The sequence below is a fragment of the Kitasatospora sp. NPDC024654 genome, from assembly GCF_055559155.1.
The window spans coordinates 21,588-39,498 of record NZ_JBVHLF010000030.1 but is presented as its reverse complement, the minus strand read 5'-3'; the positions used below and the strand labels follow the sequence as shown (position 1 = coordinate 39,498).

Below are 17,911 nucleotides of genomic sequence, written 5' to 3'. Positions count from 1 at the left end.
CCCTCCGTCCGTCCGTGCGGCCCGACCGTCAGGCCGGCTGCTCGCCGGTGCGGCCGAGCTGGGCGGCCAGCTCCGGCGGCAGGGCGGTCATCACGTCGATGAAGTCCTCGTGCGCGCCCCGCACCGGGGGCGTGCTGTCGTAGCCGAGGGCCTGCAGCTTCCACTGCAGGCCCTGCAACCGCTCGACGTGCGGGCGGCGCACCCGCTCGTACTCCTCGATCCGGCCCGGGTCGCCGGAGGCGAACACGTCGGCGATCGCCCTGGCCGCCGAGGCGGCACCCTGCAGCGACTGGTTGAGCCCCTGGCCGCCGAGGGTGTGCAGGCCGTGCACCACCTCGCCGACCAGCAGCACCCGGCCGACCCGCCACGAAGACGCCCGCCAGAGCGAGAAGCCCAACCGCATCACCGGCGAGGTACGGCCGGCGATCTCGCCCAGCCACCCGGACAGCTCGGGATCGACGTCCTTCAGCTGGTCGGCCAGCTCGGCCGGCCCGCCCCGCTCCAGCCGCTCCTCCTGCTCCCGGTCGGGTGACCACACGATGGCGATCGACGGGCCGGGGGTGGGAATGGTGAACAGCGCGCGCGGCGCCTGGTGCCGCACCAGCAGCACCGGTTCGCGGCCCGGAACGGCCGGACCGACCAACAGCCAGGCCGGCCGGTCGAAGGGCGAGACGTCCAGCCGGACACCGACCAGCTCGCGCAGCGCGGACTGCCGGCCGTCGGCGGCGACGGCGTACCGGGCCCTGATCCACCGGCGCGTCGGCGCGGCACCCTCCTGTTCGGCGGGCCGCTCGAAGGTGAGCAGCACGCTCCGCGCGTCCTGCTCGACCCCGGCCACGGTCTCACCGGTCAGCACGGTGGCGCGCGGCTCGCCGCGCAGCCTGGCGAGCAGCGCCTGGATGACGGTGCCGGTCGGCACGGTCAGGCCGTACGGCCGGGCGATCCCGGGGTGGTCCGCGTAACGCCAGCTGGAGAGCATCCCGGCCGTGCCGTGGTCGTCCACGCCGAGGACCCGCTGGCCGGCCGCGACGAGCTCCTCGTCGATCCCCTCAGCGGCGAGCAGGCCGAGGGTCGGCGGGGCCACCAGCGGCGAGATGCCCGCTCCGGCCTCCTGGAACCCGGCCTGCGGCGAGACCAGGACGACCGAGTGGCCGGCGCGGGCGGAGAGCAGCGCGGTGTACAGCGCGGTGGCACCGCCGCCGACCACGCAGACGTCCGTTGCGCGGACGGTCGGCCGGGGATCGTCCGTGGTCACTCGGGCGACCGGAGGGTGTTGCCGTCGGGAGGTCATACCTGCTCGGCCCTTCTGTGAACGCCGGCGTGCGGCCGGCGGTGGCGGTCTGCGTCCACCGGACGGGGATCCACTCGCCCCTCGGCTCGTCTCCTCCGTACGGGCGTCGGCAGAGTCGTCAACATCCTCCGGCGGCCGGGGGCGGGTCGGGAGTCCGCGCGAGGGGGCCTTCCGGCGGCGGGACGAGGCCCCTTTCGGGTACCCCACTCGGCCACCCCGCCCCGCCGCCTCCCCCGGCGGAAGGCCGGTCCGGCCGGCTTTCATGATCCACCGTGTACAGCGGAAGTACAGCGGGGCCGTGTTGCATGGCAAACGCGGCCGGTGGATTCCGAGCCGGGCCGCGGCGCGGGTGAGGAGGGGGCGAACCGCGCAAACGGGGGAGGTACTTCGTCAGCATGGACACGTTGACTTCAGAGGCTTTTGACGCGGTCGCGCCGAACGCGATCCCGGACGGGGTGCTGGTGCGAGCCGGACGGTCAACCGGCCGGCTCGCACCGGGCGACCTGGACATTCTCTCGACCGAGGAGCGCGGCCGGTTCGCGGCCTTCCGCGATCCGGTCCGCGCCGCGCGGTTCGCCGCCGCGCACGCCGAGCTGAGACGGTTCCTCGGCCAGGCACTCGGCTGCGCCCCGGCGGCGCTCCGCTTCGACCGCCACCCGTGTGTCGGCTGCGGCCGCGCGGGCCACGGCCGCCCGTACGTCCGCGCACCGCGCACGGACTGGGAGTTCAGCTTCTCCCGGTCCGGTCCCTACTGGCTGTCCGCGGCCGCCGAGGCGGTCCGGGTGGGCGTCGACCTGGAGCGGGAGCGCGCGGTGGACCCGTCCTCGCTCTCGCCCGCGATCCTGAGCGCCGACGAGCGCCGACACCTCGACAGCGTCCCGCCGGAATTCCGCGCCGCCGAGTTCATCCGGTGCTGGACCCGGAAGGAGGCCGTGGTGAAGGCCAGCGGAATAGGAATAGAAGCCGCACTCGGGGAAATCGACGTGCGACCCGGGCAACTCAGGGCGAAGGTTCTCCACACCGTTCCCGGATGCGAATTCGACAACTGGGTGGTGACCGACCTACCGGCCGGGACCGATCACTTCTCGGCGATCGCCGTCCCCGCCCTCGCCCAACGCAAGTACCACGTTCCATAGGGGGAATCGAAGTGTCAATCCGATCGAACGGGATCGGCCTCGGGCTCGCGCTGATCCTGGCGAACGAGGTCAGCAGATACGGCGTCGAAGGGATGCTCCGCCAGCTGCCCGGAGTGGCCACCGTGAGCTGCTTCAGTACCGGCGAGGAGGCGATGCGTGCCGGCGCCGACACCGCCGACCTGGTGGTGACGGCCGCGACCGAGCTCGCCGCGACCGAGAACCTGGCCGCCGCCGACGCCCTGAGCGCACGACAGGTCCGGCTGCTGTTGCTGACCGACAGCTCCGACCCGGTCGGGGTGCCGCAGACCACCCACTCCTGCGTCCAGGCCCTGGTCGACTGGTCCGGGCTGACCCCCCGGATCTTCGACGACGCCATCTCCGACATCATCGCGGGCAAGTTCTACGTTTCGGCCTCGCTGGCCCGCCGGGTGCTGCGGCAGTCGGGGCCGCCGCCCGCCGAGGCGCAGCCGTGGGGGACGCCCGGCACCGGGCTGACGCCGCGCGAGCTCCAGGTCCTCGGACTGGTGGCCAAGGGGCTGAGCAACAAGCAGGCGGCCCGGCGCCTGCAGATCTCCGAGCACGGCGTGAAGCGGCTGGTCGGCAACGTCCTGGCCAAACTGAACTGCCCGAACCGGACGCTCGCGGTGGTCCGCGCCATCGAGTACGGCCTGTTGGTCGACCCGACCGGCAACCCGGACCAGGCGTTCGGCACTCCACAGTCAGCGACATCTGTTGCCTAATCGGTGTAAGCTGAGCAGATGTCACGCTCCTCGACAGACGACGGAAGCAAACGCGTCGATCCCCGGGTGCTGCGGACCCGCGCCCTGCTGCGGGCCGCCGTGCTGGAGCTCGCCGCCGAACGCGAACCCGGCTCCATCACCATCGCCCACGTCGCCGAGCGGGCCACCATCAATCGCGCGACCGTCTACCAGCACTATCGCGACCGCGACGAGCTGCTGTTGGACGCGATGGAGAACGAGCTGGCCGGCCTGGTCGACCTGGTCGCGCAGTGCCCCCTGGTGGTACTGCCGGAGGCGATGCCGCTGACGTTCGTCGCCATCTTCCGGCACGTCGAGGCGAACACCGTGCTCTACCAGCGGATGCTCGGCCCCTGCGGCTCGGCCCGGTTCATCAACCGACTGCACCAGCTGGTCGCCGGGCAGGTGACCCGGCAGCTGGTCGCGGCCGGGGTCGGCGCGGCCGACGCACCGGGCGTCGAGCTGCGCGCCGGCTGCGCCGCCGGAGCCGTCATCGGCCTGATCACCCAGTGGCTGCGCGGCCCCGGGACACCGCGCGCCGAAACGGCCGCCGCCGACGCCTGGCAAGCACTCCAGGCGGTCGGCGGCGCGCCCGCCCGGTAGCCGCGCCCCGGGGGCCGAAGGACTCAGCCGTCGGTGACCCGGCCGAGCCACAGCGTGTCGCGGGCCCGCGTCATCGCGACGAAGAGCTGACTCCGTGCCAGGGCCGCACGCTCTCGTCCCACCTCGTCGTCCGTGCCGCCCGCGCCCGTCCGACCGGCGGTGCCGGCGCTCTTCAGCGAGCTGTCGTGTTCCGGCAGCCAGACGTGTTTGAACTCCAGGCCCTTGGCACGGCGGTAGCTGCCGATCTTGACGGCGTCCACGGGTTGACCGTCGTAATGGTCCAGCAGGCAGACGGGGATGCCGGCCCTGGTCAGTAGTCGCTGATAGCGGGTGATCCCCCGCCGGGTGGGGCACAGCACCGCCATGTCTCCCCAGACCGCCGTCGGCCCGGGTTCGCCGCCGGCCGCCGGCTCCCCGGCGACGGCGTCGGCACGCCGGTGCAGCGAGTCCAACAGGGCCTGGTCGTGCTCCGCGACGGTGGCCGCCCCGACGCGGATCACCCGGCCGTCGTGATAGGTGAGTTCGACGTCCCGGGCGCCCGGGGTCCGGGTGCCGTCCAGGTCATCGAACGCGTCGTCGGCGACCACGGACAGGGCCGCCTCGAGGATCTCCCTCGCGTTGCGGTAGTTGACCCGCAGCACCTGGCCGCGGTCACCGCGCACGTCCACTCCGGCGTCGCCGAGTCGGAACCCGCCCGGGTAGACGGCCTGTTGGCCGTCACCGATGAGCAGCAGGCCGTTGGCGGCGTCGCCGACCAGGGCGTGCAGCAGGCGCACCCCCACCAGGGTGAGGTCCTGGACCTCGTCGGCGATGACCGCCGCGTAGCGCGGGCGGTCCGTCTCCCGGGCCGCCTCGGCCAGGGCCAGCGCCAGCACGTCGTTGAAGTCGTGGATCTCACGCTCGGCGAGGAGGCGCTGGTACTCCTGGTACAGCGCCCACATCGCCTCGCGGTGCGAGCGCCGAAGGGTGGCCAGCCGGCCGCGCCGGTTCAGCGTGGCGTACTTCTCGAAGCTCGTCAGACCACGTCCCTTGATGACGTGGTCGATCTCCTCGTGCCAGTAGCGCGGCGCCGGGTCGATCTCGGACAGGCACGTCGCCCGGCCGGTGCTCAGCCAGGCCCGGCTGAAGGCGTCCTCGGCCTTGTCACCGTTCAGCCTCACCGGCACGCCCCGCTCGTGGAGGAACTCCTGGGCCCAGGCGTGCACGCTGTGGAACTCCACCCGGTCACTGGTCGCCGGCGCCATGGCGCGCAGGAAGGTGCCCTGCACCCGCGGCAGGTTGTTCGCGTAGGTGACGTACAGGATCCGGCCCGTGGTGCGCCGGGCCAGGTACGCGGCCCGGTGCAGGCCGACCACCGTCTTGCCCGTGCCCGCGGGTCCGCTGATCCGGGCCGGCCCCGACCAGTTCCGCCGCACCAGGGCCACCTGATCGGGGTGCAGGAACGTCATCCACCGCTCGACCGGTGCACGCAGCGCGGCCGCCAGCTCGGCGTCACGCAGCGCGGTGACATCGAACAGCCCGTCAGGTCCGGTGGTCGGAGCGTCGGTCGGCCGCGCGGCCGGGGCAGCCACCACCACCGACTCGTAACCGGGCAACACGCCGAGGAGGTGGTCCGCGATGGCACGTACCATCGGCTGCACCACTCGCCGCCGCTCGGCCGAGAGCGCCGCGGCGAGCTCACGGCTGCCCAGCAGGCGGACCCGGCCGACCGAGCCGCCAACCCGCTCCCCGGCCACGGCCAGCACCGGCTGGACCGCCACCGGGGACAGACCGAGTGACTCCACGCCACGCTCGACGCCGCGGACCGCCGCGAGCAGCGCGGCGACCCGGCCGTCCGTGGCGGAGTCGCCACCCGACGATCGGCCGACACCCGTGAGGTCGGCACCATCGCCGCCGGCCAGTCCGACGACGAACACGCCGCCCGGACCGATCACCAGCACGCCCGCGTCCCGGGCGCGACCGACCGGCCACCCCCTGTCCATCAGCAGCCGCCAGCCCCGCTGAGCCAGCAGGAGCAGCTGCGCCGCCAGGTGGCTCTCCTCGTCCGCCGTCCGCCAGCGGCCCACCTGCTCCCAGGCCGTCCGCCACTGCTCGCGCAGCACCCGCTCCTGTCGCCGAGCCTCCTGCGCTCCCCCCGAAGACGATCCCGCTGCCGCCATACCGTCCCCCAATCCGAATACAGAGCGTGTTGATCCTAGGACGGTCCGCAGCTCACCGACAGCCCTCCCGCCGGTGGCCCGGCTGGTGGGCGGGCGGCGGTTATTCGATGGATCCGGTCCGCCCGGGCTTCGTAGAGTGTGCGCGGCACGGCGTCGACACAGGGAACGGATCAGATCATGCGCGTGCACTATCCCCGCACGCCCCATCTGCCCTGGTCGCCGGGGGCGGCGCCGGACGACGTCCGGGTCGACGGGCTGGCGGGCCTGCGGGGCCGGGAGGTCGTGGTCACCGAGAAGCTCGACGGGGAGAACACCACGCTCTACTCCGACGGCTTGCACGCCCGTTCGCTGGACTCCGCCCACCATCCGTCGCGGGCCTGGGTCAAGGGCCTGCAGGGGCGGATCGGGGCGGCGATCCCGTCGGGCTGGCGGGTGTGCGGGGAGAACCTCTTCGCGCGGCACTCGATCGGCTATCAGGAGCTGGAGAGTTGGTTCTACGGGTTCTCGGTCTGGGACGACGACGACCGCTGCCTGGACTGGGACCGGACGGTTCGTTTCCTGCACCGGCTGGGCGTGCCGACACCGCGCGTGCTGTGGCGCGGCGTCCTCGACGAGCGGGCGCTGCGCGCGCTGCGACTCGACGCCGAACGGCAGGAGGGCTACGTCGTCCGGACCGTCGAGGGTTTCGGCCGGGCGGAGTTCGGCCGGCGGATCGCCAAGTGGGTGCGTCCCGGGCACGTGCGGACCGACACCCACTGGATGCACACCGAGGTGGTGGCGAACGGACTGGCCCCGACCGCCGCGCTGTGGGCGGTGCGTTCGGGCGCCGCTCCCGATCCGGCGGCCCTGGCGGACGCCGTGGGGATGCCGGCGGAGGCTTCGGCCGGTGCCGCGGCGGCCGTGACGGATGTCGCCAACCGGCTTGACGCGCTGGGACGTTCGGGCGACGCGCGGCTGGCGGGCGTGCTGGCCGTGCTGCTGCGCGAAGGCCGACGGGAGCGGCTGGCGCCCCGGCTGATCGAGCCGCTGGGTCTGCCACTGGCCCGGCGGGTCGCCGATCTCGTCGGGTTGTATCCGGGCCTGCAACGCCCCTACCCCGACGAGCGGCGCCGGGCCGGGCTGGTTCGGCTGGCACGGGCCGCCGACCTCGGAGTGCTGCACGCGGTCGCCGCGGCGGCCCTGACCGGCCCTGCGGACAGCGGAGTTGACGAGGCCCGGGGGTGGGTCGAGTGGTCCGCGCTGCACGCCGAGGACGCCGGACTGCTCGGTGCGGCGCCGCTGCGGTGGTTGCGCTCGGGCCTGCGCGACGCCCTCGCCGGGCTGAACGCCGAGGCGGCCGACCGGTGTTGGGCCGAGGCCCGGGAGGCGTACGCGCGGGGGCGGATCTCCACCGTCGAGGAGGCCGTGGCGGCGAGCTGGCGGTGGCGGTCCGGGGCGTTCCCCCGACTGATCCACCTGGTCGGCCCGTCGGGCAGCGGGAAAAGCGGCTTCGCCGGCCGGTTGCCCGGCGTGGCGGCGTACGTCAGCCTCGACGACCTGCGGGCCGCGCGTGGCTCCCGGGCGGACCAGCGGGAGAACGCGGACGTGCTGCGGGAGGGGCTGCACCGGCTGGAGGCCGCGCTGGTCCCCGGCGCGACCGTGGTCTGGGACGCCACCTCGCTCAACCAGCACCAGCGTTCGCTGGTGCACGCGGTGGCGGAGCGCCGCGACACCCTGGTCACGCACGCGGTCGTGCTGGTCGAGGAGGCCGAGCTGATCCGTCGCAACGCGCGGCGCTCGCACCCGGTGCCGCCGGAGGTGCTCGCCGCGCAGCTGCACCGCTTCACCCCGCCCTACCCCGGCCAGGCGCACCGCACCTGGTACGTCGGGTCGGACGGCATCGTCGGCGACGTCGCCGGAGGGCTTCAGGAAGAGGACGGGGAGGACGTCTGATGCGCACGAGCGAGGAGATCTACCACCGGGTGCGCTGGGATCCGCGGTTCGACCCGGCCCGGTTCGTACTGGGCGTCCAGCAGCGCGGCACCACGCCCAAGCGGATACCGCTGGACGCCTTCGCCCCGGGCGGCGACGTTCCGTGGCACCGGGTGCTGTTCGTCGAGGCGGACGGCGAGCTGGTGTGGGACCGGGCCGGGGGTGTGGACCGCCTCGACGCGCTGGAGGCCGGCCGGGTCGGCGAGCCGCGGCTGCTGCGGGCACCGTTCTTCACCACCAGGACGCCGCACGCGTGGGACCCGGCGGCAGCCGGATGGCGCCCCACCGACGCCGCGCCCCCGGCTGCCGCACCGACCACGACGCGCCTGCGCGTGCTGACCTGGAACACGCTCTGGGACCGCTACGACAGCGAGCGCATCGACACCGCCCGGCGCCGTCCGCTGCTGCTGGCGGCCCTGGAAGAGGCAGCCCCGGACGTGATCGCGCTGCAGGAGGTCGAGCCCGGGCTGCTCACCGCGCTGCTGGACTCCCCCTGGGTCCGCGCCGGCTACACCCTGGGCACCGCCCCGACCGCGCGGGACGTCGAGGACAGCGGGCTGCTGCTGCTCAGCCGGTTGCCCGTGCGCGAGGCGGGGTACCACGTGCTCGGCCCGCACAAGGCCGTCACCGCCGTCACCGTGCGGACCGCCGCCGGCCCGCTGGTGGTGGCCGCCACCCACCTGAGCAGCGACCACTCGGAGCGCGGCGCGGACCGGCGAGGGGCCGAACTGGCCCGGCTCGCCGAGGGGTTGGCCGGGCTGGAGGGCGACCTGGTGGTGCTGGGCGACTTCAACGACGGCGGCGACGGCCCGGACGGGCCGGCCGCCGTACTCGGCCTGCGGGATGTCTGGACCGAGGTGCACGGGCCCGACGACCGCACCCCCACCTTCGACCCGGGCGGCAATCCGCTGGCCGCGGTCTCCTCCCTGACCGGGCGGGCCGGCCGGCTGGACCGGGTACTGCTGCGGGCGGGCGGCCCCCGGGCGAGCGCGGCCGTCCTGCGGGGTGAGCTGCCCAGCGCGGACGGGCTGTTCGTGTCGGACCATTACGGTGTGGAAGCGGAGCTGAGTTTCGGCGGGGCCGAGCCCGCCGACGTCCTCGACGCCGCGCCGACGGCGCGTACCGCCGTGGCGTGGCTGCCGCCCGCGGAGCTGTGGCCGGCGATCCAGGACATCCGCTGGGAGCACGATCCGCAGATCCGCCGGTGGCCACCACACGTCAATCTGCTCTTCGGCTTCGTGCCGGAATCCGACTTCGAGCGGGCGGCGCCGCTGCTCGCCGCCGCGGCTGCCGGAACGGCGCCCTTCACCGCGCGGCTGGAGGGGGTGCACAGCTTCCGGCACCGTGCGGACGCCACCGTCTGGCTCGACCCGGCCGCCGCCGGCAGGGCGCCGTGGGCCGGCCTGTACCGGGCGCTGGAGGAGCGCTTCCCGCGCTGCCACGGGCGGGCCGAGGGCTTCACCCCGCACCTGTCGCTGGGCCGGAGCCGGCAGCCGAAGCAGCTCGCCGCCGAGTGCGCCGCCCGGCTCGCCGGTCGGTCGGCCCGGGTGGGCGAGCTGGTACTGCTCTCCCGCCGGGGCGACGAGCCGATGCGGCCGCGGGCCACCGTCACACTGGGCACGGGCGAGGTCCGCTGGCTGCCCGACGACCCCGTCACCGCGCTGGACGCGGCCGCGGACGAGCGGATCACCGCGCGGATCGCCGAGGCGCTGGGCGAGGGGGTCGTGCACCTCGTCGGGTCCCGGCGGATGGGCTGCGCGCTGGCCGGTGCGGACCTGGACCTGGTGGCGGCGCTGCCGGGTGCCGTCGATCCGGCGGAGGTCCGGGCGCGGGTGGCCGCCGCGCTGCCGGACGCCACCCGGCTGCGGCAGGTGACCGGTGCCCGGGTGCCGGGCCTGCGGCTGCGCGTCGGCGAGCTGGACGTCGACCTGGTCCTGGTCGGCACCGGACCGCTCGCCCCCGGCGAGGCGGTGGCCCGCCGGGCCGAGCTGGGCGAGCCGGCCGCGATCGCGCTGAGCGCGGTCAGCGACGCGGACGCGGTGCGCGCCGCGGTCGGCGACCGGCACGCCGCCTTCGCCCGGCTGGCCGGGCAGGTGAAGGCGTGGGCGAGGGCGCGTGGCCTCGACTCGGCGCCGTTCGGCGGGCTGCCGGGGCTGGCCTGGTCCGTGCTGGCGGCCCGGACCGTGCGCGAGGCCGGCGAGCTGACGGGCACCGAGCTGCTCCGGCACTTCTTCGGCAGCTGGGCCGCCTGGGACTGGCGGGAACCGGTCGGGCTCAGCGGTGCCGGCTCTGGCACCGGCACCGGGTCGACGGCGGTGATCGTCGCCACGCCGTCCCATCCGGTGCGCAACTGCGCCGAGCAGGTCGGCGCCGGTGGGCTGGCACTGCTGACCCAGGAGCTCTACCGCGCGTGGGAGGTGCTGGAGGCGGCGGCCGAGTCCGGTGTCGATCCGTGGCCCGAGCTGCTCTCGCCGCCGCCCCTGCACCGCCGGCACGCCGCCTGGGCGGTGCTGACGGTCCCCGCGGACCGGACCGGGGAGGTGGAGGAGATCCTTGGCCGGGTCCGGGGGCGGATGCGGGCCCTGCTCACCGCCCTGGAGGAGGCCGGGACGATCGACGCGCACGCCTGGCCCCGCCCGTTCGAGACCGGCCCGTCGGGGCTCCGGTACGCGATCGGCCTCGGTCAGGCCCCACCGGACGCGGCCCGGCTGACCGGGATCGCCGAGCGGTGGGACAGGGGGCTGCCGGGTGTGGAGCTGGAGCTGGTGGAGTGCGGCGCCGTACCGACCCTGCGGTAGGAACGTGCGAACCCGACGGAGCGGGGCCGCGATCGGCGTGACGACCGTCGGCTCGCCCGCTGGGCGGTTTGACCACTCGTACCCGGCCGGCCCGACGGTCGCGGTCCACCTCTTTCGCCGCGAGGCCAGCCCCAACCGGGCTGCCTGACACGCGACTTGTCACCCGCCCACCCGCCGTGTCCACACTGGCGAGAGGATTGACATGGACGCGCAATGTGGGCTTAACCTGGCAGGCACTACCGATCAGTAGCGTCAGTGTCGCACCGGACAGCGCAATCGTGCGATGGCGCCCTCCTGCCTCAGCGGAGGGTAGCCCAGTACCTCCCCGTACCGCGAGTCATCCGCCCCCACGTGCACCATGATGCGTATCGGAGAGTTCATGAGGCCCAGTTCGCCGCCGGTCGACATCGTCATCGGGATCACCCCCTTCCAGCAACCGGACGCCGCGCTGGCCGAGGCCGTGTGCCGCGCGGGTGCGTTGGGCGTGCTGGATCTCGGGACCGGTGACCGCGGGTCACGGGAGGAGTTGACCCGACTCCGCGAGAGCACCCCCGGCCGGTTCGGTGTCCGCTTGGGCCCGAACTGCCGCATCACGCCTGAGGAGTTACGCGTCCCCGCGGGGCCGCACACCCTGCTGCTGACCCCCGACGCCGCCGACCGGGACCTCGCGGCACTCGCCCCGCGACACCGACTGCTGATCGAAGTGACCGACCTCCAACAGGCCTTGGCCGCCGTCCGCGCCGGCGCCCACGGGCTCGTCGCCCGCGGCGGCGAGAGCGGCGGGCGAGTCGGTGAGCTCAGCACCTTCGTCCTGCTCCAACTGCTGCTGAGCGCACCGGAGATCACGGTACCCGTGTGGGCTGCGGGCGGGATCGGGGTGCACACCGCCGCCGCGGCGGTGGCCGGCGGCGCGGCCGGGGTGGTGCTCGACAGTCAACTCGCGCTGCTGGCGGAGTCCGCCGCACCGGAGGAGGCCGCCGCCATCGTGCGCGGCATGGACGGCTCCGAGACCACCGTGCTCAAGGGGCGCCGCGTGCTGCGACGCGGCGGACTGGGCGAACCCGGATGCAGTGAGCTGACTGTTGGTCAGGATGGCTTTCTCGCGGCGAGATTCGCCGACCGTTGGAGAACTGCCGGAGCGGCGGTACGTGCCGTGCGCGAGGCTGCGCTGGACGGCGCCCGGACCGCCGCGACGGCGGCGCTGCTCGGCCCCGGTGCGCCGCTGTGCGACACCTTGGGCACCCGGCTCCCGGTGGCACAAGGGCCGATGACCAGGGTCAGCGACCAGCCGGGCTTCGCGGCGGCGGTGGCCGGGGCGGGCGCGCTGCCATGCGTGGCACTGGCACTGGCCGGCCCGGAGCAGACCCGCGAGCTGCTCGCGCGGACCGCCGTCGCTGTCGGCGAACTCCCTTGGGGAGTAGGCGTGTTGGGCTTCGCGCCGGAGGAGGTGCGCAGTGCCCAGTTGGCGGAGGTACTGGCCGCGCGGCCGAGCCACGCGGTGATCGCGGGTGGACGACCCTCGCAGGCACGGGTGTTGGAGGACGCGGGCATCCGCACCTTCCTGCACGTGCCCTCCCCCGGCCTGCTGCGGCAGTTCCTGGACGACGGGGCGCGCAGGTTCGTCTTCGAGGGCTCTGAGTGCGGCGGGCACGTCGGTCCGCGGTACGGCTTCCCGTTATGGGAGGCGCAGTTGGCGGTGTTGGCGGACTTCCTCGACGAGGCACCCGACCGGCCGCGGGTCGAGGTGCTGTTCGCGGGCGGCGTGCACGACGAGCGTTCGGCGGCGATGGTGGCGGCGATGGCCGCGCCGCTGGCCGAGCGCGGGGTGGCGGCGGGCCTGCTGATGGGCACGGCCTACCTGTTCACCGAGGAGGCGGTGGCGCTCGGCGCGGTGCAACCACAGTTCCAGCGGCAGGTGCTCGCGGCACGCGGCACGGAACTGCTGCGGACCGCCCCCGGGCACGCCACCCGCTGCGTGCCCAGCCCGTTCACGACGGAGTTCCGGGCCACCCGGGAACGGCTGCGGGCCGCGAGCGTGCCGGACCGGGAGGTCTGGGAGCAGCTGGAGCGGTTGAACGTCGGCCGGTTGCGGATCGCCAGCAAGGGCGTCGACCGGGTGGCGGGGGAGCTCACCACGGTGGACGAGCAGGGGCAGTTGGCGCGGGGCATGTTCATGGCCGGTCAGGTCGCCGTGCTGCGTTCGGCCACCACCACGCTGGCCGAACTGCACGCCGCCGTGAGCACCGGCGCGGCCGGCTTCCTGGACAGGCGGGCCGCGGAGCTCGCGGAGCGGCTGGGCCTCACCGACCTCGCGGCCGGGGAGCCGGCACCGGCGCCGCTGGAGATCGCCGTGATCGGCATGGCGGGCATGTTCCCGCAGGCCCCCGACCTGCCCGCGTTCTGGGCGAACGTGGTGGCCGGGGTGGACGCGGTGACCGAGGTGCCGCCCGAGCGCTGGGACCCGGCGCTGTACCACTCGGCGGACGGCGAGCCCGGTACCACCCCGTCCAAGTGGGGCGGCTTCCTGCCGCGCATCCCGTTCGATCCGCTGGGCTACGGCATCCCACCGTCCGCGCTGGGCAGCATCGAACCGGTGCAGTTGCTGGCCCTGGAGGCGGCGCGCCGGGCGCTGCTGGACGCGGGGTACGACGGTGGCGGGGGCGAGGGCGGCCGGGCCTTCGACCGTTCCCGCACCAGTGTGGTGTTCGGCGCGGAGGCGGGCAGCGACCTGTCGAACGCGGGGGTGCTGGGCGCGGTGCTGCCGGCCTACCTGGGTGAGGTGCCGGAGGCGATCGCGGCCCAACTGCCGAAGCTCACCGAGGACTCCTTCCCCGGCATGCTGGCCAACGTCATCTCGGGGCGGATCGCCAACCGGCTGGACCTGGGCGGCGCCAACTTCACCGTGGACGCCGCGTGCGCGTCCTCGCTGGCCGCCCTGGACGTGGCCTGCAAGGAGTTGGTCGCGGGTACCAGCGACCTGGCCCTGTGCGGCGGCGCGGACCTGCACAACGGGATCAACGACTACCTGCTCTTCGCCTCGGTGCACGCGCTCTCCCCCACCGGCCGATCCCGTCCGTTCGACGCGTCGGCGGACGGCATCGCGCTCGGCGAGGGGGTGGCCTGTCTGGTGCTGAAGCGGCTGGTGGACGCGGAACGCGACGGCGACCGGGTGTACGCGGTGGTCCAGGGGATCGGCAGCGCGAGCGACGGACGTTCGCTGGGTCTGACGGCCCCCCGGCCCGAGGGGCAGCGGGCGGCGCTGGAGCGGGCCTACCGCGGCGCGGGCGTCAGGCCGGCCGAGGTGGGTCTGGTGGAGGCGCACGGCACCGGGACGGTGGTCGGCGACCAGACCGAACTGTCCACACTGAGCGCGGTGTTCGCGGAGGGTGGGGCCACGCCCGGGAGTTGTGCGTTGGGGTCGGTCAAGTCGCAGATCGGGCACACCAAGTGCGCGGCCGGGCTGGCCGGCCTGATCAAGGCCTCGCTGGCGCTGCACACCGGAGTCAAGCCGCCGACCCTGCACCTGGAACAGCCCAACTCGGCCTGGCGGCCGGGCGAGAGCCCGTTCGCGTTCCACACCCGGGCGCAACCCTGGGCCGCGCCACCGGCCGAACGCGTCGCCGGAGTCAGCGCGTTCGGTTTCGGCGGAACCAACTTCCACGTGGTACTGAAGGGTTACGACGGCCCGCCACCGGTGCACGGACTAGAGGAGTGGCCGGCCGAGCTGTTCACCTTCCGCGGCGCGGACCGGGCTCGGGCACTGCGCGGTGTGGCGGAGCTGCTGCGGCTCGCGGAGGCGGACGGCGCGCCCTGGCGGCTGCGCGACCTGGCGCTGGCCTCCTCCCGGCGGGCGGAGACGGGGCGCGGGCCGGTCCAGGTCGCGGTGGTGGCGTCGAGCGTTCCGGAGCTGGCCGACCTGCTGTACCGGGCGGTCGCCGAGGAGCATGCGCCGGCCTCCGGGCTGTACCTGGCGGAGGCGGAGCAAGGAGCCGGTGGCGAGGTCGCGTTCCTCTTCCCCGGGCAGGGCAGCCAGCGCCCGGGCATGTTCGCGGAACTGCTCACGGTGTTCCCGGGGGTGCGACGGCAGCTGCGGTTGGGCCGGGCCTACGCCGACGCGCTGTACCCACCGGCCGCCTTCACGCCCGAGGCTCGGGAGGAGCAGCGGGCCGCACTGACCGACACCAGGGTGGCCCAGCCGGCCCTGGGTATCACCGGCCTGGCGGCGTACGAGCTGCTGGCGCTGGCCGGGGTGCGGCCTCAGCTCGCGGGCGGCCACAGCTACGGCGAGCTGGTCGCGTTGTGCGCGGCGGGAGCGCTGGCGGCGGAGGACCTGCCGGCGCTCAGCGCCGAGCGGGCGCGGGCCATCCTCGACGCGGTCGGCGAGGGCGCCGACCCGGGTTCGATGGCCGCCGTGACGGCCTCCGCCGAGGAGGTCGAACAGGCGCTGGCGGCGACCGGGTTGGCCGGACGGGTGGTGACGGCGAACCACAACGCACCGCGGCAGACGGTGGTGTCCGGCCCGACCGAGGAGGTGGCGGCCGCGACGCGGCTGCTGCGCGAGGCCGGGTACGGAGTGAAGCAGCTGCCGGTCGCGTGCGCCTTCCACAGCCCGCTGGTGGCGGGCGCGGGCGAGCGGTTCGCCGCGGCGCTGGCGAGCCGGCCCGTGCGGGTGCCGGAGTTCCCGGTCTGGTCGAACCGGACGGCCACCGCCTACCCGGCGGACCCGGCGGCGATCCGGGCCGAACTCGCCGCGCAGATCGGCGCGCCCGTGCGGTTCACGGCACAGATCGAGGCGATGTACGAAGCGGGCGCCCGGGTCTTCGTCGAGGCCGGCCCCGGGTCGGTGCTGACCCGGCTGGTGTCGGAGGTGCTCGGGGACCGGCCTCACCGGGCGGTCCCCGTCGAGCGACGCCGCGCCGGCCTGCCCGGCTTCCTCGACGCGCTGGCCGAACTGGCCGTCGCGGGCGTGCCGGTGCGGACCGAACGGCTGCTGCGCGGACGCGACGCGGTGGACGCCGGCCGGGCCCGAGCACCGCGCCGGCCCGGCTGGACGGTGGACGGACAGCTGGTGCGCACCGCCGCAGGAGACCTACTGCCCGGTGCGCTCGCACCGACCCGACCCGTGCCGGAGGCCTTGGTGACAACGCGGGAACCGCAGCGAGACGACCGGCAGGCGAGCACGGACGCCCTGGTCTCGGAGTTCCTCAGCAGCAGCCGGGAGCTGATCGCGGCTCAACGCGACGTCCTGCTGACGTACTTCGGCGCGGCTGGCGTGCCGGCAGCCGTGCCGGCCGTCCAGCTCCCGGCCGTCCCGCTTCCGGCGGCGGCGCTGCCGCAGGAACCCGCCGTGCTGCCGGCAGGGCCGGATCAGCCGGTCACAGCCGATGCGCCCGCACCCGCGCTCGGCGAGGACGACGTGCTGCGCGCCGTCGTGGAGGTGATCAGCGAACGGACCGGCTACCCGGCCGACATGATCGAGCCCGACCTCGACCTCGAAGCCGACCTCAGCATCGACTCCATCAAGCGCACCGAGATCGTCGGTCGGCTGGTCCGCCGGCTCGCCGACCACCCCGACGCCGGCCTCACCGCGCTGGGCGACCAGGAGCTGGAGCAGCTCGCCCGCACCCGCACCGCCGCCGCCATCGCCGGCTGGCTCAGCCCCCGGCTGGGGTCGGCCGGGCCCACCGCGGAGCCCGAGTCCGTACCCGCGCCCGCCGCGCCGGCCCTCGTCGGCCACGAGCCGGTGCGACTGCGCTTCGCGACCGTACCGCTGAGCAGGCCGGCCGGGACACCGGAGTCGCTGGCAGGCAAGCGTTTCGCCGTGCTGGGCGAGGACGGCCACGGGGTCGCCGCGGCCCTGGCGGCACGGCTCGCCGAGCACGGCGCGTCCGTGCTGGCCCGCGACGCGACACACGAACTCTCCTCGGCGGACGGCCCGTTGGACGGTGTGCTGCTGCTGGACCCGCTCGCCGCGCACGGCACGCCGGTGCTGCCGGGCCGCGTGCCGGTGCTGCAGGCCGCCCTGGCCCGGACGCCCCGCTGGCTGCTCGCCGCCCGGACCACGTCACCGTCCACCGCCGGCCGGGCGGACGGGCTGCGCGGACTGTTCCGCACGCTGGCCCGCGAGTACCCGGACGCCTCGGTACGCCTGGTCGAGGTCGATGACCCGGCGCAGGCCACCGACGCCCTGGTCGGCGAGCTGCTGGCCGAGGACCGCGAGCCGGTGGTGCTGCACGGCCCGGCCGGCCGTCAGGGCCTGGCGCTCACCGAGTCCGGCCTCAGCGTGCTGGGCAGCACGGGCGCCGGGCCGGCCGGCGACGGGGTGGCCGAGGCCGCCGCGCTGGGCCTGGACCGGGACGCCGTGGTGCTGCTGGTCGGCGGGGCGCGCGGGATCACCGCGCGGTTCGCGGCGACCCTCGCGACGGCCGCCCGCTGCCGGCTGGAGCTGCTCGGCCGGACCGCGCCGCCGGACGGCCCCGAGGACCCGGCGACGGCCACCGCCCACGACCGGTCCGCGCTGCGGGCCGTGCTCGCCGGACGGGGCGTACCGCTGCCGGAGATCGACGCCGCCGCGTCCCGCCTGCTGGCCGGGCGCGAGGTCGCGGCGACCATCGACGAGCTGTCGGCGCTGGGCTCGGCGGCCCGCTACCGGGCCGTGGACGCGGCCGATCCGGCCGCCCTGCGGCAGGCCGTCAAGGAGGTGTACGCCGAGCACGGCCGCCTCGACGGCGTGGTCTTCGCGGCGGGCGTGATCGAGGACCGGGTGTTCGCCGAGAAGGACCCGGAGTCCTTCCGGCGGGTCTTCGCCACCAAGGCGGACGGTGCCCGGGCGCTGCTCGACGCGCTGACCGAGCTGCCGGGCGGGCCGCGGTTCACGGTGCTCTTCGGCAGCATCGCCGCCGCGCTGGGCAATCGGGGCCAGGCCGACTACGCGGCGGCCAACGACGCCCTGGAGGAGCTGGGCGCCCGCTGGGCGGCCGGCACCGGGCACCGGGCAGTGACCGTGCACTGGGGCCCGTGGGCGCCGTCCGGTGTGCACGGCGGCATGGTGTCGCCGGAACTGGCCGAGGACTACGCCCGCCGGGGCGTGCGGCTGATCGACCCGGGCGCGGGCACCCTGGCGTTGCTGCGCGAACTGGCCTGGGGCGAGCGGGAGGCCCGGTCCGTGGTCTACACGGCGTCCGGCTGGTGACCA

General features: G+C 75.0%; 8 protein-coding genes. 6 read left to right on the top strand and 2 right to left on the bottom strand.

Annotated features, from left to right (window positions below; translation table 11 throughout):
* Positions 1-28 precede the first annotated feature (28 nt).
* Positions 29-1,255: an FAD-dependent oxidoreductase gene (locus tag ACZ38L_RS19315; protein ID WP_465694530.1), complete on the bottom strand. Its 1,227-nt coding sequence runs from the start codon at positions 1,253-1,255 to the stop codon at positions 29-31.
* Positions 1,256-1,695: 440 nt separating this feature from the next.
* Here ACZ38L_RS19315 and ACZ38L_RS19310 point away from each other — a divergent pair, with 440 nt between their 5' ends.
* The 3 genes from ACZ38L_RS19310 to ACZ38L_RS19300 are packed head-to-tail and all read left to right on the top strand — an operon-like array spanning position 1,696 to position 3,788.
* Positions 1,696-2,427, top strand: coding sequence for a 4'-phosphopantetheinyl transferase family protein (locus ACZ38L_RS19310; protein ID WP_465694526.1), 732 nt, complete (start codon positions 1,696-1,698; stop codon positions 2,425-2,427).
* Positions 2,428-2,438: 11 nt separating this feature from the next.
* Positions 2,439-3,167 (top strand): helix-turn-helix transcriptional regulator, encoded by a 729-nt coding sequence (locus tag ACZ38L_RS19305; RefSeq protein WP_465694523.1) that lies wholly within the window; start codon positions 2,439-2,441, stop codon positions 3,165-3,167.
* 18 nt (positions 3,168-3,185) lie between these two features.
* A complete protein-coding gene (locus ACZ38L_RS19300; RefSeq protein WP_465694519.1) occupies positions 3,186-3,788 on the top strand; it encodes a TetR/AcrR family transcriptional regulator in 603 nt (200 codons plus the stop codon).
* Between the two features lie 23 nt (positions 3,789-3,811).
* On the opposite strand, the gene ACZ38L_RS19295 is transcribed toward ACZ38L_RS19300, so the two are convergent.
* On the bottom strand, positions 3,812-5,890 hold the full coding sequence (locus ACZ38L_RS19295) for a UvrD-helicase domain-containing protein (protein WP_465694517.1): 2,079 nt from the start codon (positions 5,888-5,890) through the stop codon (positions 3,812-3,814).
* A gap of 234 nt (positions 5,891-6,124) precedes the next feature.
* Between ACZ38L_RS19295 and ACZ38L_RS19290 the strand changes: the two genes are divergently transcribed.
* The 3 genes from ACZ38L_RS19290 (at position 6,125) to ACZ38L_RS19280 (ending at position 17,908) form a co-directional block, all read left to right on the top strand.
* Positions 6,125-7,879 carry an RNA ligase family protein gene (locus ACZ38L_RS19290; protein WP_465694515.1) on the top strand — a complete coding sequence of 585 codons (1,755 nt, stop codon included), beginning with the start codon at positions 6,125-6,127 and terminating at the stop codon, positions 7,877-7,879.
* Positions 7,879-10,716 (top strand): poly(A) polymerase, encoded by a 2,838-nt coding sequence (locus ACZ38L_RS19285; RefSeq protein WP_465694512.1) that lies wholly within the window; start codon positions 7,879-7,881, stop codon positions 10,714-10,716. Before ACZ38L_RS19290 ends, ACZ38L_RS19285 begins: the two co-directional genes overlap by 1 nt.
* Positions 10,717-11,095: 379 nt before the next feature.
* Positions 11,096-17,908 carry an SDR family NAD(P)-dependent oxidoreductase gene (locus ACZ38L_RS19280; RefSeq protein ID WP_465694509.1) on the top strand — a complete coding sequence of 2,271 codons (6,813 nt, stop codon included), beginning with the start codon at positions 11,096-11,098 and terminating at the stop codon, positions 17,906-17,908.
* Positions 17,909-17,911 lie beyond the last annotated feature (3 nt).